We start from the raw sequence: 23,469 nt of genomic DNA, 5'->3' as shown, positions 1-23,469 counted from the left end.
CGCAGCCCTTCCTCGGGGTGTCCGCGCCCCGGGTGGTCGTAAGGACGGCGGGAGTTCCTGACTCACCCGGACCGGCCGGGTTCACAGTGGCGGGACCGCGCCGGATTCTCACCGGGCTTCCTCCCTCGGGCCGCAGGGCCCGGCGCCGTCGCTGGCGTCCGGCGGGCCAGCCGACCCACCGACCTGCATAGTAAGGGCTGTGGGCCGGCGAGGTAAGCGGGCCCTGGGAGCCGCGGTCGCGGGAGGCTCCGCCCGCCCGGCCGTGGCCGGTCCGCGGCCGGTGGCCGGCCGGATCCGCCCCGGATCCACCGCCCGCCGTCGTGGGTATGCTCGCCGCCATGCCGCCCTCCCCCTCGATCCGGCCCCTTGGGTCCGCACCGCCCCTGCGGGACCGCGGTGACGCCTGCCCGGGGGCGCTGCGGCTGCACGCCGCGGCCGACGGACTGCTCGCCCGAGTGCGGGTACCCGCCGGAGACTTGACGGTGCGTCAGGCACTGGCGCTGGCCGACGCCGCGGAGCAGCTCGGGGACGGCTTCCTCTCCCTCACCTCCCGCGGGAACGTGGAACTCCGCGGCCTGCCCGACGGCTGCGCCGGCCGGCTCGCCGGCCTGCTGGACGACGCCGGGCTGCTGCCCTCCGCCCGCCATGAGCGCATCCGCAACATCCTCGCCTCCCCGCTGGCCGGACTGGACCGGCACACCCCCGCTGACGTGCGGTGGTGGGCCCGGCGCCTGGACGCCCTGCTGTGCGCGAGCGAGTCCGCGACCGCGCTGTCCGGCCGTTTCCTGTTCGTCCTGGACGACGGGCGGGGCGATGTGGCGGCGCTCGGCGGCGATGTGAGCTTGGTCGCAGAACGGGGCGGGGCCGACGACGGCACGGACGGCGGCGGGGGCACCGCGCTGCTGCGGGTCGGTGACGACCCGGCAGCGCTGCGGATCGCCGCCCCGGACGCACCGCGCGCCGCACTCGCCGCCGCCGAGGCGTTCCTGACCGCCGCGGAGGCGAGCGGCTCCGGCGCCTGGCGGGTCCGCGAACTGCCCGAGGAGCACGCGCTGACGGCCCGGGACGTGGCCGGGGCACTACGGGCGACGGGCATCGCCGCGACCCATGTCCCGGACGGGCCAGGCGCCTTCACCGCGACGGCCGGGCCCACGACGGGGCCGCGGGGCGCCACCGCCCGCGCGGACTCCTCCGCCCCGGGCGTCGTCGAGGGCCCCGACGGCCGCCACGCGCTGTCCGTCCTGGCCCCCCTGGGCCGGCTGAGCGCCGCCCAGTGGCGCCTGCTCACCACCACCGCCGCGCGGCACGGCTGCGGTGAGCTGCGCCTGACGCCCTGGCGCGGCGTGGTCCTGCCCGGCCTGCCGGCCGCCGAGGCCGCCGGCCGGCTCGCCGCGCTGTCCGCCGCCGGGCTGATCACCGACCCGTCCTCGCCCTGGCACCGGCTCGGCGCCTGCACCGGCCGCCCCGGCTGCGCCAAATCCCGCACCGACGTCCGCGCCGACCTGGCGCGCGCGGTCGCCGCGGGCGCGCCGGTGCCCGCCGGCTCCACGGCCGCCGCGCCCGGGGCACCCGTCTACTGGTCCGGCTGCGAACGCCGCTGCGGCCACCCCCACGGCACCTGGGTCGACGTCCTGGCGACGGCGGACGGCTACCAGGTCTCGGTCGTACGGCCGGACGCATCACCAGCAACACAGGAAACGAGGCCACAGTGACCGCGTTCGAATACGAGAAGGACGGTGCGGCGATCTACCGCCAGTCCTTCGCCACCATCCGCGCCGAGGCCGACCTCGCCGGGCTGCCCGCCGACGTCAGCCAGGTCGCGGTCCGGATGATCCACGCCTGCGGCATGGTCGACCTCGTACGCGATCTGGCCTTCACCCCCGAGGTGGTGGCGCGCGCCCGCAAGGCGCTGCGCGACGGCGCGCCGATCCTGTGCGACGCCAACATGGTCGCCAGCGGCGTCACCCGCAAGCGGCTCCCGGCCGGCAACGAGGTGCTGTGCACCCTCGCCGACCCGTCCGTGCCGGAGCTGGCCGCGCGGATGGGCACCACCCGCAGCGCCGCCGCGCTGGAGCTGTGGCGGGACCGGATGGACGGCGCCGTGGTGGCGGTCGGCAACGCGCCCACCGCGCTCTTCCGCCTGCTCGAAATGATCGAGGAGGGGGCGCCCCGCCCCGCCGCCGTGCTGGGCATACCCGTCGGCTTCATCGGCGCCGCCGAGTCCAAGGAAGCGCTGATCGACCACCCGTCGAAGCTGGACCACATCGTGGTGCGCGGGCGCCGGGGCGGCAGCGCCATGGCCGCGGCCGCGATCAACGCCATTGCAAGCGAGGAAGAGTAAGCGTGAGCGAGCAGCAGGCACCCGGCACCGGTACCCGGACGACCGGCCGCCTCTACGGAGTGGGCCTCGGCCCCGGTGACCCGTCCCTGATGACCGTACGGGCCGTACAGGTCATCGCCGGGGCCGACGTCATCGCGTACCACAGCGCCCGGCACGGACGGTCCATCGCGCGCTCCATAGCGGCCGAGCACCTGCGCGCCGACCACATCGAGGAGGCCCTGGTCTACCCGGTCACCACCGAGTCGACCGACCACCCCGGCGGCTACCGCGGCGCGCTGGACGACTTCTACGAGGCCGCCGCGGCCCGCCTCGCCGCGCACCTCGACGCCGGCCGCACGGTCGCCGTCATCTCCGAGGGCGACCCGCTCTTCTACGGCTCCTACCAGCACATGCACAAGCGGCTGGCACACCGCTACCCGACCGAGGTGATCCCCGGCGTCACCTCGATCAGCGCCGCCGCGGCCCGCCTGGGCAAGCCGCTCGCCGAGGCCGACGAGGTCCTGACGATCCTTCCGGGCACCCTCCCCGAGGAGGAACTGACCGCCCGCCTCGCCGCCACCGACACGGCCGTCGTCATGAAGCTCGGCCGCACCTTCCCCACCGTCCGCCGCGCCATGGAACGCTCCGGCCGCCTCCCGGAGGCCCACTACGTCGAGCGCGCCACCATGCCCGGCGAACGCACCGAGGCCCTCACCGCCATCGACCCCGCCACCGACACGGTCCCCTACTTCTCCGTCACGGTCGTCCCCAGCCGCGTCGCCGAGCAGTCCTACCGCGTGCCCGGATCGGAGGCCGACGAGGCCACCGCCCCGTCCGGCCCCGGCGAGGTCGTGGTCGTCGGCACCGGCCCGGCCGGCCCCCTCTGGCTCACCCCGGAGTCCCGCGGCGCCCTGGCCGCCGCCGAGGACCTCGTCGGCTACACCACCTACCTGAACCGCGTCCCGGTCCGCCCCGGCCAGCGCCGCCACGCCTCCGACAACAAGGTCGAGTCCGAACGCGCCGAGCTGGCCCTCGACCTGGCCCGGCGCGGCCGGAAGGTGGCCGTGGTCTCCGGCGGCGACCCGGGTGTCTTCGCCATGGCCACCGCCGTCGTGGAGGTCGCCTCCCAGGACCCGTACCGCTCCGTGCCGGTACGCGTCCTGCCCGGCGTCACCGCCGCCAACGCGGCCGCCGCCCGCGCCGGCGCCCCGCTCGGCCACGACTACGCGGTCATCTCCCTCTCCGACCGCCTCAAGCCGTGGGAGGTCATCGCCGAACGCCTCCACGCGGCGGCCTCCGCGGACCTGGCCCTCGCCCTCTACAACCCCGGCTCCCGCAGCCGTACGTGGCAGGTCGGCAAGGCCCGCGAACTCCTCCTGGAACACCGCGCCCCGGACACCCCGGTCATCCTCGCCCGCGACATCGGCGGCCCCGAGGAATCCGTCCGCACCGTCCCCCTCGCCGACCTCGACCCCACCCAGGTCGACATGCGCACCCTCCTGATCATCGGCTCCTCCCAGACCCAGGCGGCCCGCCGCGCCGACGGCACGGACGTGGTGTGGACACCGCGGAGGTATCCGGAGGGGTAGGGCGCGCCCCCATCTGCCGCGATGGCCCCTGGATTCCAGGGGCCATCGCCGCTACTTGGACCAGTAGGGGTCCCGCACGTCCGGGGTGTAGTCGGGACCGCCATTGGGCGCCTTGGGGAATTTGTCGCCTTCCTCTCCCTCGACGTGAAACCCGTGTCCGGGAGATATGGCACCGACACCGGCATCGAAACGAACCTGCCCGAAGCCGCCTACCGAGAACTTAACAATGCAGCCGTCTGGCGCCGCAGCGGAAAGCGAGGGCAATTTGGGACGCGCCTGCACGATCTTGAACCCCGCAGCTCTCCAAGCCCTGTCGACCACACTAAGCAGCTTGGCCATCTTCCCCTTCGACACCTTGGTGCGCACATACCGAGTCCTACCAATAGTCAATTCACCATTTGCGGTATTGGTGAACGAATTCCTGCGTTCCGACGTTCTTACTGGGCCATCGCGCCACTTGAGTCCAGGGCGTACCGCTTTAAAAGTATCTTCCAGAACCGAGTCGACCCGCTTGACAGCCTGATGCGGTTTCAGGGTCGGCTCAGGGTCGTCATCCCCGCGCAGGACCGAACAGCCGCCAAGGCATCCCGAGACGAGCGTCACGCTGGCGGCTGCCAGGGAGAATTTCCGCCAACCCATCACCCTTACCGCCTTCCCTGAAATGTAACTTTTTCCGGGCGGCCAGCCACAATCGCACCCATATTAGTTAGCGAGTCGCCTCCCTTATCCCTGTCAAAGTAATTGGAGTGAGAGGCCGGAGAATCGCCGTCCGCGACGCCGAACCGCCGCCCGCCGAACTCCTCGCTGGCCGGGTCCTGACCGAAGTGCAATTCATGCGGATCGCTCAAATGTGCTATCGCGCCGCCGGGGAGGGTTTCAAAGTTAGATGGGGCATGCGTGACCAGATCACTCTCCGCTGCACCTGCCCACACGTGGTCCGCTCCCACCCCAAGCTGCTCGGCCCTCTGGGCTCCGGTTCCGGGACTTCCCACCAGAATGATGTCGTCGGCAGGAATCCCGCCCTCGCGCTGGGCAGCCTGCCCCACGGTGAATGACCCATAACTGTGCCCAATGGCCGTCACATGGGGACGTTCACCTTGGTGCGTCGCCTGGACGCCATCGAGAAACTGCCCGAAGGCCGCACCGCCCTTCTGGCCCCGCTCCCGGTCAGCGACCGAAAGGTCACTATCGGAGAGCCTGTCCGTGCCTGCCTGTGGAGCGTCATACCCCAACCAGACGATCGAGGCCGTTGTCTTACGTCCGTCGCCGGCATCCTGAGCCGAATCCCAGACATTCAAAGCACGGTCGCCGTCTTCAGCCCCCACGTCCCTGAGCTGGGTGTTGAGCCCGGGCACATAGGCAGCGACATTGTCCGCCGTGTCGGGATCTCCGTACGACAGGATGGCCCGTCCCTGACCTTCTGGGCCGATGCCGAGCAGAAGCGGTTCCGGTTCCTTCCCCGAGTCCCCCTCCAAGCGGTTCTTGATTGCCTCGAAGCCCTCACGCTGCCGCGCCACGGTGGGTGACATCGGCGTGCCCGGCGGATACATGTCGATCAGCCGGTCAAGGTTGACGCGATTCGCCTTGTCCCGCGTCCTTGCCGGAATGCCGTCGAGGTTGCCGATGAGGCTCGGGTTGAGCGCCAGTTGCTCCTCCTGCTCCTCCTTGCTCAGGCCCTTCCACCAGTCCCGGACCTTCTTCGGGTCCGTGCCCTTGGCAGGAGCGGAGTCGAGCCCGACGGCCACACCCGCAATCTTGGAAATGGCCGCGGCATCCCTGTCCGACTCCAGACCGTTCACGGAAAGCCCGCGACCGACCCGAAGTTTCGTCAGAGCGAGGCGGTAGCGGGCGTCAATCTCTTCCGCCCCCCGTAAGGCATCGAATATGTCGTTTTCGAGACCGAGTCGCTCCTGCTCCTTCGCCGGCACTCCCGCGTCAGGGTCTCCGGTGGGTATGTCGCCCTCGTCGGCGTACATCACCTCACCCGTCGGAGCCACCCGGTAGCCCTTGCGGGTCGCCTCGTCCAGTACCTGGTGCAGGAGCTTCTGCTGCGCCCGGAGCTCGGTGATGGCTCCGTCCAAAGTCGTCTCCACCAAGGCGCATTCCTGGCTGCTGAACTGGAAGTTGTCGCTCAGGCGGGTCATGCGCTTCCGCGCCTTGTCGGACGCTTCGCCGGACCATTCATGGCTCAACGGCCGGAGCATGTGCGCGTCCACTCGGTCGCAATAGCCCCCGAGGCGCCGAGCGATCTGCGCCCACTCGTCCTTGGCGCCTTCCAGCGCGGAGAAGCGAAGGTTCTGGAGGTCTCGCACGGTCAGAGTCATCGAGCATCATCCAAAGGGGCTGTCGTAGCGAGCAGCGCTCTGCTTCGCCGGGCGAACGGAGGCGGCAGATCCTGCGGCAGGCCGGAACGCATTGGCCGTCTGCTCGTCGTTCTGCTCGTAGTTGCCCGCTGTGCCCCTGAGCGAGTGGGCGACCTCGCCGCACTCCTTCTTGACGTCACCGAGACGGTCCTGCCAGCTCTGCAGCGTCCTCATGAGCTCGCCGGAGAACTCAAACCCTCCGGTCTCCCCGGGCACGCCCTGATGCTGAGCACTCAGATTTCCGACGGCAGCGCCCACCCCGGATTGCATCTCTTCGCCATGCCCGGCAGCGGTTCTAAGCGCCGTTGGATTTACTTTGACACCCGGCACGATTCCCCCGATCCCCGTTTTTTCTTCTGTTCCGGCAGGTCAACCGGCATTTGACAGCCTGTCACCCTACGTGACGTCGACTGTTCACACCTCAGCAAGCCGTGATCTGGCCAGATTTCAACCGGAATGCATCTGCCGGATGCGTCCCGACAGGGTCAACTTGGGCGATCCATAGGGAGATACGGGGAGTTTTCCGGGACCCTCGTTCACGCCTCGACGGGCAATGCTCCGTCTCGCCCGGCCCGGCACACCGCGCACCGGTCCTTGCCGTCCCACGCCTCCCAGCCGAAGGCCGTGGGGGAGAAGGAGCCGTCTTCCAGTTCCTGGCGTACGGCCACGCGGTAGGCCCAGACGGCGTCCAGGTAGGGGTGGTAGACGTCGTGGAAGGCGGGTGAGGTCTGCCAGGCGCCGGTCGCGACGACCCGCTGGAGGGCGCGGAGTCGCTCGAACATCGCCTGGCCGGCGCCGGCGATCTCGGTCGTCGCGTCGATGAAGAGCCGCTCGCGCACCTCGTGGATCGCGGCGTCGGCCAGTGCCAGGCGGGCGGCGGCTTCGAGGTCCGCCTCGGCGTCCGGGTCCTGGGCGAGCTGCCGCAGCCGCGCGTGGCAGACGCCGGCAGCCGTGATGAACTCGACGTACACCGCCCGCCGCCTCGTCTCGCTGCTGCGGTCGTCCTCGTGCCGGCGCCGTAGCTTTTCGGCGAGCACCGTGCCGGAGAGGGCGATCAGCCCACCACTCACGGTCGCAACGAGCGTCCCCCAGTCCACGCGTCCCCCTTCACGCTCACGAAACCTTCGGGGTCGTTGCGTGGTCCCCCTCGCCCGCCGCTCGTCTGACGGTCGAGGTTGTGGCCGGGACCGTCCCCATGGTCAGCAATCCTCCACCAGTTGTGCGATGAATGATGCCGAATCAGGCGGCGAGAGGGCCATGTCACGGAGCCGCTCATAGGAGACCCGATACCTGGTCACCTTGTCCGGGTCTTCGACCAGTCCGCCGGACTTGCTGCCCTCCAGGTAGGCGACGGACGTCCCGTCCGGCATCCACAGAAGCGAGAGGTGCCCGCCCACGAGATCGTGATCGCCCGCGGCCAGCAGAAGCACTTGAACGGTGATGTTCCACTGCTCCGAGGCGGCCAGGATGTGGGTCAGCTGCTCACGCCAGATGACGCGGTCCGCCGTTGGTCGTCGCAGTGCGGACTCATCGATGATGAACCGCACGCTGAGCGGTGGGTCCCGCTGCAGCACCGCCTGCCTGCCGAGCCGGGCGGCGACCCGTTCCTCCAACACCCCCGCCTTGAGGGGCATCGGGGCGGAGGACAACAGCGTCCGGGCGTACGCCTCGGTCTGCAGGAGCCCAGGGATGGCGAGCGAGTACTTATGGTTGACCACGGCGATCGCCTCACGCTGCATGAATGCCTGGTATTTGTCTTTGAAGGCATCCCGCTGTGCAAGCTTCCACAGATCGGCCAGCAGTCCGCCCGTGTCGTAGATCGCATCAAGCGCTTCCATCACGGCCAACTTCGACAGCCGCTCGCCATTTTCCAAACGGTTCAGGTACGTGCGGTCGTAATTCGTTTCGCTAGCTAATTGGGCAAGTGACTTTCCGGATGCTTCACGTAACCGTCGGAGCTGCCCGGCGAGCACCTGGCGAGCCATGTCCTCCTCCTCGAAACACAGTTCGGCCATCTCCAGATCCCCTCTGTTGTCGGGTGCGAAGACAACGCCGACCACCTGGTGCAAACCGGCGCCGGGCCACAACTCTAGTTCCGTACTGGGAGTTTGTTTCCCGAACAGGACGAGAACGGAGAAGGTTGATGGCCTTGGTGGAACACAGTTCGGCGGCGAGGACGGTCAGGGACGCGGAGGAGGCGCGGGACGAGCTGCGGGCGGCTCTGAAAGGGGCGGGCGTGACCCTGCCCTCGCTGGCACTGGACGGAGTGTCGCTGGTGGGGGACTTCCCACGGCCACTCGTGGACCTGGGGCGTTGTACGCCGCAGACCGCGCGTCAGCTGGCCGGGGCATTGCGCGGGGAAGCTCGGTGAAAGGTTCGGTGGGCGGCGAAGAGAAAGCGCCGGAGCCGACCCGCGAGGCAGAACGCGGGGCGCGAAATGCGGAAGACGCGGGCCGGCGGACAGCGGAATTGGTACAGCGGGTAAGGGAAGCCAACAGATTCAGCGCGCGCCGGCCTCGCTGAGAAGTCGCCGGAGCCATTCCGCCGCCTCGGCCGGATTCGCTGCCGTCGGAATTCCGTCCGGGGTCGGGGGGCGGCGTACGACGACCACCGGGATGCCCGCCTCGCGGGCCGCCGTCAGTTTCGGGGCGGTGGCCGCCGCGCCGCTGTCCTTCGTCACGAGGACGGCGATGCGATGCCTACGCAGCAGCTCGCGCTCACCCTCCACCGAGAACGGGCCCCGGTCGAGGAGCACCTCCATCCGGGGCGGGTGCGGGGGCTCGGGGGCGTCCACGGAGCGGACGAGGAACCAGAGGTCGGTGAGGTGGGCGAAGTGGGACAGACCCATCCGGCCCGTCGTGAGGAAGACGCGGTTGCCGAGGGCGGGGAGGGCGGCGGCCGCTTCGTCCAGGGAGGTGACCTGGTGCCAGGTGTCGCCGGGTCCCGGCACCCAGCCGGGGCGGCGGAGGGCCAGCAGGGGAACATGGGCGGTGGCGGCCGCCCGGGCCGCGTGGAAACTGATCGTGCCGGCGAAAGGATGGGTGGCGTCGATGAGCGCGTCCACCGCGTGCTCGCGCAGCCAGCGGGCGAGGCCGTCGGGGCCGCCGAATCCTCCGATGCGGACCTCCCCGGCGGGCAGCCGCGGGGCGGCGACCCGGCCGGCGAGCGACGACGTCACGCGCAGCGCCGGCTCCGCCGCCAGCGTCGCGGCCAGACTGCGGGCCTCCGTCGTACCGCCGAGGATCAGTACGTGGCGTGGCGGGCGTGCTGCGTCGGACATGGGATGTGAGTTCCTCCGTGGGTGAAGCGCAACCGCAGGGTACGGGGCCGGGCTCCGGGCAGGCCGCGGGAGGGCGTGGTGCGCAGCTCGCGCACACCGGTCTGCGGCACGGCTGGACGACCGGTGCGTGTGCGACCGCGGCGAGCACGGCCGCGTACACCGCGCTGCTGGGCGGCGAGTTCCCGGACCCGGTGACGATCACCCTGCCGAAGGGACAGACGCCGTCCTTCGCGCTGGCCGTGGAGGAGCTGGACGCCGGCGACGGCAGCGCCATGGCCGGGGTGGTCAAGGACGCGGGCGACGACCCGGACGTGACACACGGCGCGTTGATCCGCGCGCGGGTGCGGGTGCTGCCGCCCGGGTCCGGCGTGGTGTTCAAGGCCGGGCCGGGGGTGGGCACGGTGACCCGGCCGGGGCTTCCGCTGGACGTCGGGGAGGCGGCGGTCAACCCGGTACCGCGGCAGATGATGCGGGAGCACCTGACCGAGGTGGCCCGCCGCTGCGGCGGTGCCGCGGCACCCGGCGCGGAGCCGGACGTCGAGGTGGAGATCTCGGTCGATCACGGGGAGGAGATCGCGCGCAGTACCTGGAACCCGCGGCTCGGCATTCTGGGCGGGCTGTCGATCCTCGGCACCACCGGGATCGTCGTGCCGTACTCCTGCTCGGCGTGGATCGACTCCATCCGGCGCGGGGTGGATGTGGCACGTGCGGCGGGACGTACGCATGTGGCCGGGTGTACGGGGTCCACGTCGGAGAAGACCGTGGTCGCGCTGCACCGCCTGCCCGAGGACGCGCTGCTGGACATGGGGGACTTCGCGGGGGCGGTGCTGAAGTACCTCCGGCGGCACCCCGTGGACCGGCTCACCCTCTGCGGAGGGTTCGCCAAGCTGTCCAAACTGGCGGCCGGGCACCTCGATCTGCACTCGGCGCGGTCGCAGGTGGACAAGGGCTTCCTCGCGGAGCTGGCCCGGCGCGGCGGGGCGAACGAGGCGCTGGCGGGCGCGGTGGCGGAGGCCAACACCGGGCTGGCCGCCCTCCAGTTGTGCGCGGCGGCCGGGGTGCCGCTCGGGGACCTGGTGGCGGCGACGGCACGGGACGAGGCGCTGGCCGTGCTGCGGGGCGCGCCCGTCGCGGTCGACGTCATCTGCATCGACCGGGCGGGGCTGGTGGTGGGGCGGGCGGAGCCACGGGGGCCCGGCGACGTCCGCCGGAACACCCCGTCCCGATAGGCGTCCGCGCTACTTGCGCGCCCCCTGGGCGGCCCTGACGTGGATGCCCATCCGGTCCGCCACGCAGTCCCGGCCGCTGCCGGTCAGCGCCGTCAGCGCCGTCCCGAGGGCACAGGTGGTCAGCCGCAGCGGGTTCTCCCGCATCCAGTCCGGGCGCTCCTGGCGGTCGCTGGTCCGGCTCGCGGACTCGCGGGTCCGGCCGGAGTAGTCGGCGGCGGCGGGGGTGCGGCCGGCGTCGTCGTGCATCCAACGCGAGTGGTCGGGCGTCGGTGCGGGGTCGGTGGTGGTCCGCGGGGTGGTGGGCGCGGTGTCGGCGAGGGCGGCGCTGCTGCCGAAGAGGGTCAGCAGGGCTGCGGCGGCGACCGATCCGGCGGCCAGTCTGGTGCGCATCGTGGCGTGCTCCTTCGTTTCGGTTGATCCGCTCGTGCTCCGTCGATGCGGTCTCCCTTGGGTGTTGCACGTTGCTTACCGGCCGCCGGAGGCCGGATAACGGATATTCACCCCGATGCGGTCATATAAACAGTCAGATGTCCCAGCCGACGCCACTGCTGACGCGTCCACGGGGTGACAGGGGGTCAGTTCCGTTCGCAGGGTCCGTGCGGGCGTTCCCGGTCCGCCGAGTACAGATGGCTGTCGCGGAACTGCTCGGCGCCCAGCGTGCGGCCGACGATGATCACCGCCGTACGGACCACGCCCGCCGCCTTCACCCGGTCCGCGATGTCGGCGAGGGTGCCGCGCAGGACCAGTTCGTCGGGGCGGGAGGCCATGGCGACGACGGCCGCCGGGCAGTCGGCGCCGTAGTGCGGCAGGAGTTCGCCGACGACCCGGTCGACGTACATCGCGGCCAGGTGCAGGACCAGCAGCGCGCCGCTGCGGCCGAGCGTGGCGAGGTCCTCGCCCTCGGGCATCGGCGTGGCGCGCTGGGCGACGCGGGTGAGGATGACGGTCTGGCCGACGGTGGGCACGGTCAGCTCGCGCTTGAGGGCCGCGGCCGCCGCGGCGAACGCGGGCACGCCCGGCACCACGTCGTACGGCACCCCGGCCGCGTCCAGCCGGCGCATCTGCTCGGCGACCGCGCTGAAGACCGACGGGTCGCCGGAGTGCAGCCGGGCGACGTCGTGCCCCTCCTCGTGGGCGCGGACCATCTCGGCGGTGATGGTGTCGAGGTCCAGCTGCGCGGTGTCGATCAGGCGGGCGCCGGGCGGGCACTCGGCGAGCAGCTCACGCGGCACCAGGCTGCCGGCGTACAGGCACACCCCGCAGGCGGCGAGGGTCCGGGCACCGCGCACGGTGATCAGGTCGGCGGCGCCGGGTCCCGCGCCGATGAAGTGGACGGTCATGGCTGTGCGGTCTCCTGGGGGACGGGGACGGGACGGGGGACGGGCGGGTGCCCCTCGCGGCGCGGGCACGGTGGCGGGTGGCTGCCCCGCCGGGGCGGTGACGGGGGCTACCCCGCCGGGGGCTTGACCGCCGACCACTGGGTGACCGGCATCGCCTGCCGCCAGCCCGTGAAGCCGCCCACCGGTACCGCGTGGGAGACGGCGAGCCGGACCAGTTCGCCGCCGTGCTGCCGGTACCGGTCGGCGAGCAGCGCCTCGGACTCCAGCGTCACGGTGTTCGCGACGAGGCGGCCGCCCGGGGGCAGCGCCTCCCAGCAGGCGTCCAACAGGCCGGGGGCGGTCAGACCGCCCCCGATGAACACCGCGTCCGGCGTGGGCAGGCCGGCCAGCGCGGCGGGCGCCGGACCGTGCACGACGCGCAGCGCCGGCACCCCGAGCGAGCGCGCGTTACGGCCGATCCGCTCGGCCCGTACGGCGTCCCGCTCGACGCTGACGGCGCGGCAGCCGCGGTGGGCGCGCAGCCATTCGACGGCGATGGAGCCGGAGCCGCCGCCGATGTCCCACAGGAGTTCACCGGGGGCCGGCGCCAGCGCGGCGAGCGTGGCGGCCCGGACATGACGCTTGGTCAGCTGGCCGTCGTGCTCGTAGGCGGTGTCGGGGAGACCGGGGACGGTGGAGAGCGGCGGGGTGCCGGGGGCCCGGGCGAGGTCGAGGGCGAGGACGTTGAGCGGGTCGGCGGGCGGCGCGTCCCAGTCGGCGGCCACGCCCTCGGTCAACCGCTCGCGCTCACCGCCGAGTTGCTCCAGTACGCGCATCCGGGTCGGGCCGAAGCCGTGCGCCCGCAGCAGGGCAGCGACCTCGGCGGGGGTGCCGGCCCCGGCGGACAGCACGAGCAGGCGGTGGCCGTCGTACAGCGCGCGCAGCAGGTTTTCGGCGGGCCGCCCGACGAGCGTGACGACCTCGGTGTCCTCGACCGGCCAGCCGAGGCGGGCGCAGGCGTAGGACACCGAGGAGGGGTGCGGCAGGACGCGGAGGCCGGGGTGCCCGGAGCCCGCGGGCCCGGGGGACTCCGCGGCGGATTCCGCCAGCACCTCGGTCAGCGTCCGCCCGATCCCGTAGAACATCGGATCGCCGCTGGCCAGCACGCACACCCTGCGCCCGGCGTGGGTGGCGAGCAGGCTGGCGACGGCGGGCCGCAGCGGGGACGGCCACGGGACGCGCTCGCCCGCGCACCCGTCGGGCAGCAGCGCGAGCTGCCGGGCGCCGCCGATGAGGACGTCGGCGTCGCACAGTGCCTGCCGGGAGGCGGCGGGCAGCCCGGCCCAGCCGTCGGCTCCGATGCCGACGACGGTCAGGCGGTCGGGATCCGCCGGGGCGGGTGCTGCGGGGCTCACTGCCGGATACCTCGGAATCGGAGACTGGCTCGGTGACGGAGCCGAACTCTACTGACCGGTCGGTGCGCCTCCGCGACCGGGCTGTGGGCTGCCGCCCGGCGCCGGCAGCGCCCGTGCGCCCTCGGGACCGGATGGTCCACGTCCGTTTCCCGGCTTCCGCGCGCCCCCGTCCGCACCGCTCTGACCAGGCACGATAGGCCGTTGGACGGGAATGACAACGGTCACCGATGCAGCCTTTGGATCTTTTGCCGAAGTGCGGTTTGCTTCGCAACGAGACCTCGGGAAGGAGCGCCGACATGACCGAGCACGCGCACAGCCACGGCCACGGCCACTCGCACGGGGTGTCACCGGACGCCGACCGGCGCTGGCTGCGGGCAGCGCTGCTGCTGCTCACCGCGTACATGGCGGTCGAGGTCGTCATCGGTGTGCTGGCGCAGTCGCTGGCACTGATCTCGGACGCCGCGCACATGCTCACCGACGCGGTCTCGATCGTGCTGGCGCTGATCGCGATGCGGCTGGCCGCCCGGCCGGCCCGCGGCGGCTACACGTACGGGCTCAAGCGCGCCGAGATCCTCTCCGCGCAGGCCAACGGCATCACCTTGCTGCTGCTGTCGGTGTGGCTGGCGTACGAGGCCGTGCAGCGGCTGATCTCGCCGCCCGCGGTGACCGGCGGGCTGGTGCTGATCACCGCGCTGTCCGGGATCGTGGTGAACCTGATCTGCACCTGGCTGCTCTCCAGGGCCAACCGCTCCAGCCTGAACGTCGAGGGCGCCTACCAGCACATCCTCACCGACCTGTTCGGCTTCGTCGCCACCGCGATCTCCGGTCTGATCGTGCTCACCACGGGCTTCACGCGGGCCGACGCCATCGCCTCGCTGGTGGTCGTGGCGCTGATGCTGCGGGCCGGCACGGGGCTGGTGCGCGAGTCCGGGCGGATCTTCATGGAGGCCGCACCGGCCGGCCTGGACCCGGACGCGCTGGGCGAGCGGCTGGTCTCCCAGGACGAGGTCGTCGAGGTGCACGATCTGCACATCTGGCAGATCACCTCCGGGCAGCCGGCGCTGTCCGCGCACATCCTGGTGGCGCCCGGCGGCGACTGCCACAAGGTCCGCCGGAACCTGCAGGAGCTGCTGAGCGGGGGGTACGGCATCACGCACGCCACCCTCCAGGTCGACCACCTCGGCGAACAGGGTTCCGCGGGCGACGTGCTGACGCTGGGCCCGGGGCCCGGCCACGCGGCCGCCGACGGGTCGGAGCGTCCCGGCAGCGAGCACTGCGAGGACACCCACGGGCCGGTGCACCGCCAGGAGCCGCGCCGGCCCTGAGCGCCGAGGGCCGGCGCCCGGTCCCGGCCCGGTTCGCCGCCCCTCACTCGGGTGAACCCGGGCCGCGAGCGGGCCGCCTGCCACCGGCGGCGGGGGCCGCGGTGCTCGGATGACGACATGAGAACCGCCGTTGTCTGCGCACTGCTGTGCGCCGCCACGCTCCCCGGCCCGTTCGCCGCCGCCTCCGCCCGGCAGACACCCCCCGCCGTCTCCGTGACGGTGGAGGTGACCGACGGCACCGACGACGCCGAGTCGGGCCGCCGGCTGGACTACCGCGTCACCGTCCACAACCTCGGCGCCGCCGCGGTCCAAGGCGCCCGCATCGAGCAGCGGATGCCGGCCACCACCACCTCCGCCACCGCGCCCGGCGGGCTCGTCGGGGGCCACGGCATGGGGCAGCAGAAGGTCACCTGGCGTGCCGACCTGCCGGCCCACGACGTCCAGGTGTTCACCGCCAGCGCGGTCCTCGGCGACCGCCCCGGCCCGGTCGCGTCCGCCGCTCCCGGCACCCTGCGCGCCGCCGCCACCGCCTGTGTCTACGTGGACGAGTCCTACGCCCCCGCCGCCTGCTCGGGCGATGTCGACGACCTCCCGGAGTCGCGCCGGGCGAGCGCGGGTGACGGCTGGGCGGGGTGGGCAGTGGGCGCCGCGGCGGCGGCGCTGCTGGGGCCCGGCGTGGTGCGCGCGGTCCGCCGGTCCCGGGCGGCGCGCGCGGGCTGACCGCCGCCGCGCGGGGGTCACCCGTTGGCACCGGCCCCGGTCGCGTGCGGCGGGCGCCGGCACTTGCCTGGAAGGTGGCCGCAGTCCACCCCGCCAGGAAGGACGACGCGATGTCAGCGAGCGCACCCGTACGCCCCGGCGGGCGGGTGACGGCGGGCGGGCGGCCGCCACGGGGGCCGGGGCTCGGCCGGGCCGTGGCCGGCGGGGTGCTGCTCGTGGTGGGGGCGCTGCTGCTGCCGCTCAGCCTGGCCGCCACCCGGGCCCGGGCCGAACTGACCGAGACCGACGCCTATGTGGCGGCGGTGGCCCCGCTGGCCGGGAACGACGCCGTCCAGAAGGCGGTCGTCGACGACGTGACCGACGGGGTGATGGCACACATCCGGCTCGACGGGCTGCTGAAGGCCGTCGAGCCCGCCGAACGCCCGGCCGTACGGGCCCGTTTCACCCGCGGCCTCCGCGACTTCGTGGCCAAGCAGGTCCGCCAGGTCGTCACCGGCCGCGGCTTTCCCGCCCTGTGGAACGGGGTGCACCGGACCGCCCACCGGACCCTCGACGGCTCCCTGGCCGCCTCCGGCCGCGCCCCGATCACCCTCGACCTGACGCCGGTACTGGAGCGGGTCAGGCACCAGCTGTCGGAGGGCGGCACGGGCCTGGACCTCGTGCGCCGGGTACCGCGGTCCGGGGTGGAGATCGTGCTGCTCCGGGCGCCCGACGTGCCGCGGATCCGGGCGGTCTACGACGCGGTGCGGGACGGGGCGCTGCTGCTGCCGCCGGCCGCCACGCTGTCGCTGTGCGGTGGTCTGCTGCTGGCGCGGCGCCGGCGGTGGGCACTGGTCCGGGCGGGGGCGGCCTGCGCGGCGGCCGCCGTCCTGCTGGCCGCGGTGCTCGCGCTGGCCCGCGGCCGGGCCCTGGACGCGCTTCCCCCGATGGTCTCCCGGCCCGCGGCGGACGCCTACGCCGAGGCCCTGACCGGACCGCTGCGCGCCGGGATCTGGCTGGTCTTCGCCGCGGGAACGCTCACCGCGGCGCTGGCCGCGGCGGGGCCGCCGGCGCTGCGGGCGTGGCGGGCACGGCGAACGGGGACGGCCGGCCGCCGTCCGTGACGGCGGCCGGCCGGACGACCCGTGGCGCGACGGCGGTGCGCGACGGTTCAGATGTCCAGGACCGTCTTCCCCTGCGCCCGGCCGGTGCGGCTGGCCTCCAGCGCTTCCGGCGCCTCCTCCAGGGGGACCTCGCGGCCGACGAGGACGGTGAGCCGGCCCGCGTCGACCTGGCCGGCGAGGATCTCCAGGAGCTGCGGCGAGGGGCGGTTGACGAAGTTGAAGCCGCGCAGGTTGTTGTCGGTCAGCTCGTCCGCGTCGGCCGAGCCGATCAGCGAGACGGCCGTGCCGCCGTCGCGTACGGTCCGGGTCAGCCCGGCGAACTCCGCAGGGCCGCCGGCCATGTCGATCAGCACGTCCACGCCGTCCGGATGGGCCGCGAGGACCTGGTCGGCGACCGGGCCCGCGGTGTGGTCGACGGTCTCCGCGGCGCCCAGGTTCCGCATCAGCTCCGCCATGCCCGGGCGGGAGGTGGCGATCACCTCGGCGCCGCGGCCGGCCGCGAGCTGGGTGACGAAGGTGCCCACGCCGCCGGTCGCGCCGACGATCAGCACCCGCTTGCCCTCGCTGATCCGGGTCTCCTCGACCAGGTTGTACGCGGTCATGCCGGCGGTCGGCAGTGCGGCGGAGGTCGCGTAGGTGACGCTGCGCGCGGCGTGCGCGATGCGGTCCTCGTCGGCGAGGGCGAGTTCGCAGTACGAGCCGCCGCCGTGCTGCGGGCGCTGGAACTGGCCGAACACCGCGTCGCCGACGGTGAACCGCCGTACGCCGGGGCCGATCGCGAGCACCTCGCCCGCGCCGTCCGACCCCAGCACGAGGGGGAAGGACGCCGGGACGGCGTCACCGAACATGCCGTCGGCGAGCTTCCAGTCGACGGGGTTGAGTCCGGCGGCGGACAGCCGCACCAAGACCTCCCCGGGCCCTGGTTCGGGCTGTGGCAGTTCCATGAGCTGCGGCCGTTCACCGAATGCGCTGACTGCTACGGCTCTCATCGTGGCGTTCCCTTCCACCCGTCCGACCGGTGGCCGAAGTGGATCGTAAGCACGCCGGTGCGGCCGGACGCGGCAGGAGGAGAGGCGGTGCGGCGGAAGCAACTCGTACGGCCCCGCAGGGCGGACCCGGCCGGACCCGCCGGGCGGTGGCCGGCGACGGCGGTTCGGCCGGGCGCCTCCCTCGAAGAAAGGTGCTCCTCGGGTACATATGGACCCCATGCGCGTTCTGGTGGTGGAGGACGAGGCGTCCCTCGCGGAGGTGATCGGCGCGGGACTGCGCCGCGACGCGATCACGGCGGAGACCGTCCGTGACGGCCGTGCGGCGCTGGCGAAACTACGGCTCGGCGGGTACGACGTGCTCGTCCTGGACCAGGATCTGCCCGGCCTGCACGGCGACGAGGTCTGCCGGCAGGTGGTCGGCGGGCAACTGCTGACACGGGTACTGATGTTGACCTCCCCCGGCACGGTCCACCACCGGCCCGACGCCCGGGGGCCGGGGCTCGGTGCCGATGACTACCTCACCAAGCCGTTCACGCACGAGGAGTTGCTCGCCCGGGTCCTGGCACTGGGCCGGCGGCCCCGGCCCGTCCCGGCCCCGGTCATCGCGCACGCCGGTGTCACCGTCGACACCGCCCGCGGGCTGGCGGCCCGCGAAGGCCGACCGCTGGCCCTGTCGCACACGGAGTTGGGCGTGCTGGAGGTGCTGCTGCGCGCGCGGGGCGAGGTGGTCAGCGGTGACGACCTGATCGAGGAGGTGTGGGAGGAGCACACCAGCTACCGCACCAATGCCGTCCGCGTCACGCTCGGCACGCTGCGCGCCAAGCTCGGCGACCCGCCGCTGATCGAGACCGTGCCCGGCGCCGGATACCGGATGACCGGCGGGCCGGACGACGGGAACGGCACGAACGGCTGACGGCCGGGCCGCCGCTTCCCACCCGATTGCCCGCATGACGGGACCGTCCAGAGGCACCGGGATTCAATGGCTCAATGATCCGGTTCGCGTCCGTCACCAAGCGCTACCCCGACGGAACCACCGCCGTCGACGACCTCTCCTTCGAGGTCGGCGAGGGGGAGCTGGTGACGCTCGTCGGGCCGTCGGGGTGCGGCAAGACCACGACCATGATGATGGTCAACCGGCTCATCGACCCCACGGACGGGAAGATCTATGTCGACGGCGCGGACGTCGCCGGGGTCGACCCGGTCCAGCTGCGCCGGCGGATCGGCTACGTCATCCAGCAGACCGGGCTCTTCCCGCACCGCACCGTCCTCGACAACACCGCCACCGTGCCCTTCCTGACCGGCTGGAAGAAGGCCAAGGCACGCGAGCGGGCCGCCGAACTCCTCGAACTGGTCGGCCTCGATCCGGCGGTCCACGGCTCGCGCTATCCCGAACAGCTCTCCGGCGGTCAGCGCCAGCGGGTCGGGGTGGCCAGGGCACTGGCCGCCGATCCGCCCGTCCTGCTGATGGACGAGCCGTTCGGCGCGGTCGACCCGGTCGTCCGTGAACGGCTGCAGAAGGAGTTCCTGCGCCTCCAGGCCACCATGCACAAGACGGTGCTGCTGGTCACCCATGACATCGAGGAGGCCATCCGGCTCGGCGACCGGATCGCGGTCTACGGCGAGGGCCGGATCGAGCAGTACGACACCCCCGCGAGCGTCCTGGGCGCCCCCGCCACCCCCTACGTCGCCGAATTCGTCGGCAGCGACCGGGCGTTGAAACAGCTGTCGGTCACCGGAATCGACCGTGGCGACCTGGAACGCCCGCCGTTCGCCCGGCTCGGCGAGCCGGCCGCCGAGGCGGCCCGGCGCCTGCGGGCCGAGGGCGCCCGGTGGGCGGTGGTGCTCGACGAGAACGGCGCCCTGCACGGCTGGGTGGGCACCGAGGAACTGGCCGGCGCGGACGGCACGGTCGCGGGGCACGCCCGTCGCATGGAGGCGTGGGTACCGGTCACCGGCACGCTCAAGGCCGCCTTCAGCGAAATGCTGAAGCACGACGCCGGCTGGATCGCGGTCCTGGACGACCGGCGCTTCCTGGGGGTGCTCACCCCGACCACGCTCCATGAGGCGCTGCGCCGCACGATCGACTCGGACGAGCGCGGGGTGCCGCGGGAACGGGCCGAGGTGGATTCGGTGCCCACCGAGTGAGCACGCCTCAGAAGTGGGCAGGGCCGGTTTCACGTGAAACAGCTGCGGTGTCGGCCGTGCGGCGCTTCGCCTCACCCACCGGTCCTGGCTGCCGGTGCTGTTTCACGTGAAACACCCGCCCGGTGGGACCGGGCGACCCCGCCGCCTCAGCTCTTCGGCAACAACCGCTTCGCTTCGAGGTAGTTGCGTGCCACATCCGCCGGAAGCCGCCGCCAGCTGTCCACCTGCTCGTTGAGGCGCGCCAGATCGGCGGTGGTCAGGACCTTGTTGAGGCGGTTGAGCGCGGCGGCCGCGCGCGGGCCGCCGGCGCGGGCGCGGTTGACGACCGGGAGGACGTTATCGGCGTTCTGGAGCTTCTTGTCGTCGGTGAGCAGCACCAGCCCGAACTGGTCGAGGGTGGCATCGGTGCTGGTGGTCAGCACCATCTGGTCCTGCCCGTTCTGCACGGCCTGCTTGGCGGGCGTGGTGCCGACCCCCTTCGGGTCGATGGCGGTGACGTTGATCCCGTACTTCTTCTTCAGCCCCGGGGCGCAGAACGGCCGCTGGACGCACTCGTCGCCCGCCGCGAGGCGCACCGGCAGCTTGGCGCGGCCCAGGTCGCTGAGGGTCTTGAGGTGGTGCTCGCGGGCGTAGGCGGCGCTCACCGCGAAGGCGTTCTGGTCGACGGCCCGGCCGGCCGGGAGGGCGGTCAACCCGCGGGGCGCGGTGAGTCCGCGCAGCGCGGCCATCGTGACGTTCAGGTCGGGAGAGGCGACCGGGGGCGCCGTGGACCCCCGGTTCTTGGCGTTGAGCCAGTCCGCGAAGGTGGCGGCGTACTCGGGGACGACATCGATCTGGCCGACCTCCAGCGCGGGTTCGTACAGCTCGCGGTTGCCGACGGTGACGATATGGGTCCGGTAGCCGGCGTGGTCGAGCAGCGCCGCGTACATGTGGGCGAGCAGCTCGCTCTCGGTGAAGCCGGCCGAACCGATCGCCAGATCGCGGCTGTCCCCCGGTGCGGCAGTGATCGCGGAGCGGGTCTCCAGGGACGGACCGGTCGCACAGCCGGTGAGGGCGACGGCGACGAGGACCGTGGCTGCCGCGAGGGCGGTGCGCCCGGCCCTCACCGGGCCCGCCCCCGTACCCATCCCGGCGCCCGCCGCTCGACGAGCTCGAAGGCGGCCTCCATCAGCAGCGCGAACACCGCCACCAGCACCGCACCGGCCACCACCTGCGGAGTGCTGGCGAGGTTGAAGCCCGCGGTGATGATCCGGCCCAGCCCGCCGCCGCCCACCAGCGCGGCGAGCGTGGCGGTGGCCACGAGCTGGACCGCGGCGATCCGGATGCCGGTCAGCACCAGGGGAAAGGCGAGCGGCACCTCGACCCGCCACGCCAGTTGTGTCCCGGTCATTCCCATTCCTCGCGCGGCCCTTACGACGTCCTGGTCCACCTCCCGCATACCCACGTACGCGTTGGTCAGCAGCGGCGGGATGGCGAACAGCACCAGCGCGATGATCGTCGGCCACTGGCCGTGCCGCCCGAGGGGGGTGAGCAGCAGCAGGACGAGGACGGCGAAGGTGGGCACCGCGCGTCCGACGTTGGCGAGGTTGACCGCCAGCGCGCCACCGCGCCCGAGGTGGCCGAGGGTCAGCGCGACCGGCAGCGCGATCAGGGCGCTGAGCGCCAGACAGGCGAAGGTGAGCACGAGGTGCTGTTCCAGGCGGTGCCAGACGCCGTTCTCCCCCACCCAGTTGGCACCCGTGGTCAGCCAGTCCCATACGGCGGAGAGGGTGTTCATGTGCGCCGCCCCGGCGCCGCGACCAGCCGCCTGATCCCTGCTCCGGCCCGGCTCCGCACCCGGGCCCGGCGGCTCGCCCGCCGCCAGGGAGTCAGCAGCCGCTCCGCCCCGAGCAGCAGCAGGTCGAGGACGACCGCGATGACCACACACAGCACGGACGCGGTGAGCACCTGCGCCTTGAAGAACGAGTTCATCCCGGCGTAGATGAGGTTGCCCAGTCCGCCGTACCCGACGATCGCGCCGACGGTGGTGAGCGCGACCGCGGAGACGGTGGCGATCCGCAGCCCGGCCATCGCGGTGGGCAGGGCCAGCGGCAGCTCGACGGTGAGCAGTTGGCGCGTCGGCCCGTAACCCATGCCGCGGGCGGCCTCCTTGGCCCCGGTGGGCACGCCGTTCAGCCCGGCCAGGATGTTCCGCACGAGCAGGGTGAGGGAGTAGAGCGCGAGACCGACCACGACGAGGGTCGCGGAGAGCCCGTAGAACGGCAGCAGCAGCGAGAACATCGCCAGCGACGGGATCGTGTAGATCAGCGTCGTGATGCCGAGCACCGGCCCGACCGTCCAGCGCCGGCGGCGGGCCAGCAGCGCCAGCGGCACCGCGATGACCAGCCCGAGCGCCACCGAGACGACGGTGAGCTGAAGGTGCTGGAGGACCGCGTCGAGCAGGATCTGCCGGCGGGTGCTCAGGTACTCGCCGCAGATCCAGTCATTCCGGGCCAGGCAGTCGTCCGGCGGCGGTGCGGTCACGCTACGAGTCCACCCCGGCGGGGGCGGAGCGGCACGGCGGAGGCGTCCGATCGTGCGCGCCCCGTCGCCCGCCCAGGCCGGCACACCAGGCTGTACACACCCCACGTATACATCGAGTGTGTACTGCCTATGTATAGTCCCTTCCGAGCCCCTGGAACCGGTGCGACCGGTGGTCGGCGCGGCCGGGCACGCCTCGGCCCGCGCCGGCTTCGCCCTGCCCGGAAGCGGGCTCGTCGCCGACCGCCCGCGTCCGAAAAGAGCCCCCATGCCGAAGACTCCCGCGGCCCGGAGCACGTCCATAGCCGGCCTGCTGACGGCCACCTCGCTGGTCCTGGCCGTCAGCGGCTGCGCCACCTACGACGTCACGGCGCCGGCCGACGCCCGTGCCGACGCCCCGGCGGCCGCCGTCAAGGAGAAGGACGCCCGGCTCGCCGCGGACGCGGACGGAAAGAACGGCGCCGGGAAGAACGGGCCGGGGGAGAACGCGCCGGCCGAGGGCGGGGACGGCGCCGGCTCGGACGTCGACTGCCGCAAGGCCAAGTGCGTCGCGCTCACCTTCGACGCCGGCCCCAGCGAGAACACCGACCGCCTGCTGGACATCCTGAAGAAGGAGCAGGTGCACGCCACCTTCTTCATGCTCGGCAAGAACCACGTCGACAAGCGCCCCGCCGAGGTGAAGCGGATCGACGCCGAGGGCCATGAGCTGGCCAACCACACCTGGTCGCACCAGATCCTCACCGAGATCGACCCCGCCGAGGCCAAGCGCGAGCTGTCCCGCCTCCAGGACGCGGTCCACAAGATCACCGGCAAGACGCCCCGGCTGATGCGCCCGCCGCAGGGCAGGACCGACGGCGAGGTCTCCCGGATCAGCAAGGAACTCGGGCTGGCGCAGGTCCTGTGGAGCGTGACCGCCAAGGACTACCAGACCAACGACTCGGCCCTGATCACCAAGCGCGTGCTGGAGCAGACCCGACGCGACGGCATCATCCTGCTGCACGACATCTACCAGGGCACCGTGCCGGCCGTCCCCGGCATCCTCAAGGAGCTGAAGAAGCGCGGCTACACCGTCGTCACGGTCTCCCAGCTGCTGTCGCCGGCGCAGCCGGAGCCGGGCATGGTCTACCGGCCGTAGCCCGCCGCGGGGCAGCC

The 23,469-nt window shown here is 72.6% G+C and carries 23 protein-coding genes and 1 riboswitch; of the genes, 10 read left to right on the top strand and 13 right to left on the bottom strand.

Annotation, left to right across the window (positions count from 1 at the left end; genetic code table 11):
- Positions 1-31: 31 nt before the first annotated feature.
- Positions 32-160, bottom strand: a riboswitch (cobalamin riboswitch).
- 178 nt (positions 161-338) lie between these two features.
- From cobG to SL103_RS00570, 3 genes are read left to right on the top strand one after another with little or no spacing between them, the layout of a single operon-like run.
- Positions 339-1,712 (top strand): precorrin-3B synthase, encoded by a 1,374-nt coding sequence (gene cobG, locus SL103_RS00580; RefSeq protein WP_244303806.1) that lies wholly within the window; start codon positions 339-341, stop codon positions 1,710-1,712.
- Positions 1,709-2,341 carry a precorrin-8X methylmutase gene (locus SL103_RS00575; protein WP_069566830.1) on the top strand — a complete coding sequence of 211 codons (633 nt, stop codon included), beginning with the start codon at positions 1,709-1,711 and terminating at the stop codon, positions 2,339-2,341. The genes cobG and SL103_RS00575 overlap by 4 nt, the downstream gene beginning before the upstream one ends.
- Positions 2,342-2,343: 2 nt before the next feature.
- Positions 2,344-3,909, top strand: coding sequence for a precorrin-2 C(20)-methyltransferase (locus SL103_RS00570; protein WP_069566829.1), 1,566 nt, complete (start codon positions 2,344-2,346; stop codon positions 3,907-3,909).
- A gap of 51 nt (positions 3,910-3,960) precedes the next feature.
- Here the strand turns inward: SL103_RS00570 and SL103_RS37595 are convergent, their stop codons facing one another.
- From SL103_RS37595 to SL103_RS00540, 6 genes are all read right to left on the bottom strand, one after another.
- On the bottom strand, positions 3,961-4,548 hold the full coding sequence (locus SL103_RS37595; protein ID WP_164492738.1) for a hypothetical protein: 588 nt from the start codon (positions 4,546-4,548) through the stop codon (positions 3,961-3,963).
- 5 nt (positions 4,549-4,553) lie between these two features.
- A complete protein-coding gene (locus tag SL103_RS00565; RefSeq protein ID WP_069566828.1) occupies positions 4,554-6,233 on the bottom strand; it encodes an alpha/beta hydrolase in 1,680 nt (559 codons plus the stop codon).
- 6 nt (positions 6,234-6,239) lie between these two features.
- On the bottom strand, positions 6,240-6,446 hold the full coding sequence (locus tag SL103_RS00560) for a hypothetical protein (protein WP_164492737.1): 207 nt from the start codon (positions 6,444-6,446) through the stop codon (positions 6,240-6,242).
- A 362-nt stretch (positions 6,447-6,808) separates the two neighbouring features.
- A complete protein-coding gene (locus SL103_RS00555; protein WP_069566826.1) occupies positions 6,809-7,369 on the bottom strand; it encodes a CchlQ in 561 nt (186 codons plus the stop codon).
- A gap of 102 nt (positions 7,370-7,471) precedes the next feature.
- Positions 7,472-8,287, bottom strand: coding sequence for a helix-turn-helix domain-containing protein (locus SL103_RS00550; protein WP_069573221.1), 816 nt, complete (start codon positions 8,285-8,287; stop codon positions 7,472-7,474).
- Between the two features lie 485 nt (positions 8,288-8,772).
- Positions 8,773-9,552 carry a cobalt-precorrin-6A reductase gene (locus tag SL103_RS00540; protein WP_069566824.1) on the bottom strand — a complete coding sequence of 260 codons (780 nt, stop codon included), beginning with the start codon at positions 9,550-9,552 and terminating at the stop codon, positions 8,773-8,775.
- A gap of 17 nt (positions 9,553-9,569) precedes the next feature.
- On the opposite strand from SL103_RS00540, the gene SL103_RS00535 reads away from it, so the two are divergent.
- Entirely contained in the window at positions 9,570-10,781 is a 1,212-nt protein-coding gene (locus SL103_RS00535) for a cobalt-precorrin-5B (C(1))-methyltransferase (RefSeq protein WP_069566823.1), read from the top strand.
- A 9-nt stretch (positions 10,782-10,790) separates the two neighbouring features.
- Here the strand turns inward: SL103_RS00535 and SL103_RS00530 are convergent, their stop codons facing one another.
- From SL103_RS00530 to SL103_RS00520, 3 genes are all read right to left on the bottom strand, one after another.
- Complete coding sequence (locus SL103_RS00530; protein WP_069566822.1) at positions 10,791-11,171, bottom strand: hypothetical protein; 381 nt, start codon at positions 11,169-11,171, stop codon at positions 10,791-10,793.
- Between the two features lie 185 nt (positions 11,172-11,356).
- The gene (gene cobM, locus SL103_RS00525) at positions 11,357-12,121 is read right to left on the bottom strand and encodes a precorrin-4 C(11)-methyltransferase (RefSeq protein ID WP_069566821.1); all 765 of its coding nucleotides are present in this window, start codon (positions 12,119-12,121) and stop codon (positions 11,357-11,359) included.
- 107 nt (positions 12,122-12,228) lie between these two features.
- Positions 12,229-13,515: a bifunctional cobalt-precorrin-7 (C(5))-methyltransferase/cobalt-precorrin-6B (C(15))-methyltransferase gene (locus SL103_RS00520; RefSeq protein ID WP_069566820.1), complete on the bottom strand. Its 1,287-nt coding sequence runs from the start codon at positions 13,513-13,515 to the stop codon at positions 12,229-12,231.
- Positions 13,516-13,811: 296 nt separating this feature from the next.
- Between SL103_RS00520 and SL103_RS00515 the strand changes: the two genes are divergently transcribed.
- From SL103_RS00515 to SL103_RS00505, 3 genes are all read left to right on the top strand, one after another.
- The gene (locus SL103_RS00515; RefSeq protein WP_069566819.1) at positions 13,812-14,840 is read left to right on the top strand and encodes a cation diffusion facilitator family transporter; all 1,029 of its coding nucleotides are present in this window, start codon (positions 13,812-13,814) and stop codon (positions 14,838-14,840) included.
- A gap of 117 nt (positions 14,841-14,957) precedes the next feature.
- Positions 14,958-15,560 carry a hypothetical protein gene (locus SL103_RS00510; RefSeq protein ID WP_069566818.1) on the top strand — a complete coding sequence of 201 codons (603 nt, stop codon included), beginning with the start codon at positions 14,958-14,960 and terminating at the stop codon, positions 15,558-15,560.
- Positions 15,561-15,670: 110 nt separating this feature from the next.
- Complete coding sequence (locus SL103_RS00505; RefSeq protein WP_069566817.1) at positions 15,671-16,663, top strand: hypothetical protein; 993 nt, start codon at positions 15,671-15,673, stop codon at positions 16,661-16,663.
- A 47-nt stretch (positions 16,664-16,710) separates the two neighbouring features.
- Here SL103_RS00505 and SL103_RS00500 read toward each other — a convergent pair whose 3' ends face one another.
- The gene (locus tag SL103_RS00500) at positions 16,711-17,652 is read right to left on the bottom strand and encodes an NADP-dependent oxidoreductase (RefSeq protein ID WP_069566816.1); all 942 of its coding nucleotides are present in this window, start codon (positions 17,650-17,652) and stop codon (positions 16,711-16,713) included.
- Between the two features lie 217 nt (positions 17,653-17,869).
- Between SL103_RS00500 and SL103_RS00495 the strand changes: the two genes are divergently transcribed.
- The gene (locus SL103_RS00495) at positions 17,870-18,565 is read left to right on the top strand and encodes a response regulator transcription factor (protein ID WP_069573220.1); all 696 of its coding nucleotides are present in this window, start codon (positions 17,870-17,872) and stop codon (positions 18,563-18,565) included.
- 74 nt (positions 18,566-18,639) lie between these two features.
- On the top strand, positions 18,640-19,797 hold the full coding sequence (locus tag SL103_RS00490) for an ABC transporter ATP-binding protein (protein WP_069566815.1): 1,158 nt from the start codon (positions 18,640-18,642) through the stop codon (positions 19,795-19,797).
- Positions 19,798-19,943: 146 nt separating this feature from the next.
- Here the strand turns inward: SL103_RS00490 and SL103_RS00485 are convergent, their stop codons facing one another.
- From SL103_RS00485 to SL103_RS00475, 3 genes are read right to left on the bottom strand one after another with little or no spacing between them, the layout of a single operon-like run.
- Positions 19,944-20,924 (bottom strand): ABC transporter substrate-binding protein, encoded by a 981-nt coding sequence (locus tag SL103_RS00485; protein ID WP_069566814.1) that lies wholly within the window; start codon positions 20,922-20,924, stop codon positions 19,944-19,946.
- Positions 20,900-21,574 (bottom strand): ABC transporter permease, encoded by a 675-nt coding sequence (locus SL103_RS00480; protein ID WP_069566813.1) that lies wholly within the window; start codon positions 21,572-21,574, stop codon positions 20,900-20,902. Before SL103_RS00480 ends, SL103_RS00485 begins: the two co-directional genes overlap by 25 nt.
- Positions 21,571-22,320 (bottom strand): ABC transporter permease, encoded by a 750-nt coding sequence (locus SL103_RS00475; RefSeq protein WP_069566812.1) that lies wholly within the window; start codon positions 22,318-22,320, stop codon positions 21,571-21,573. The genes SL103_RS00480 and SL103_RS00475 overlap by 4 nt, the downstream gene beginning before the upstream one ends.
- Positions 22,321-22,585: 265 nt before the next feature.
- On the opposite strand from SL103_RS00475, the gene SL103_RS00470 reads away from it, so the two are divergent.
- The gene (locus tag SL103_RS00470) at positions 22,586-23,452 is read left to right on the top strand and encodes a polysaccharide deacetylase family protein (RefSeq protein ID WP_069573219.1); all 867 of its coding nucleotides are present in this window, start codon (positions 22,586-22,588) and stop codon (positions 23,450-23,452) included.
- Positions 23,453-23,469 lie beyond the last annotated feature (17 nt).

Origin of the sequence: Streptomyces lydicus (genome assembly GCF_001729485.1) — a bacterium.
Lineage (GTDB): Bacteria > Actinomycetota > Actinomycetes > Streptomycetales > Streptomycetaceae > Streptomyces > Streptomyces lydicus_D.
The sequence above is the reverse complement of the archived record's forward strand: the minus strand, read 5'-3'. Positions and strand labels throughout refer to the sequence as shown.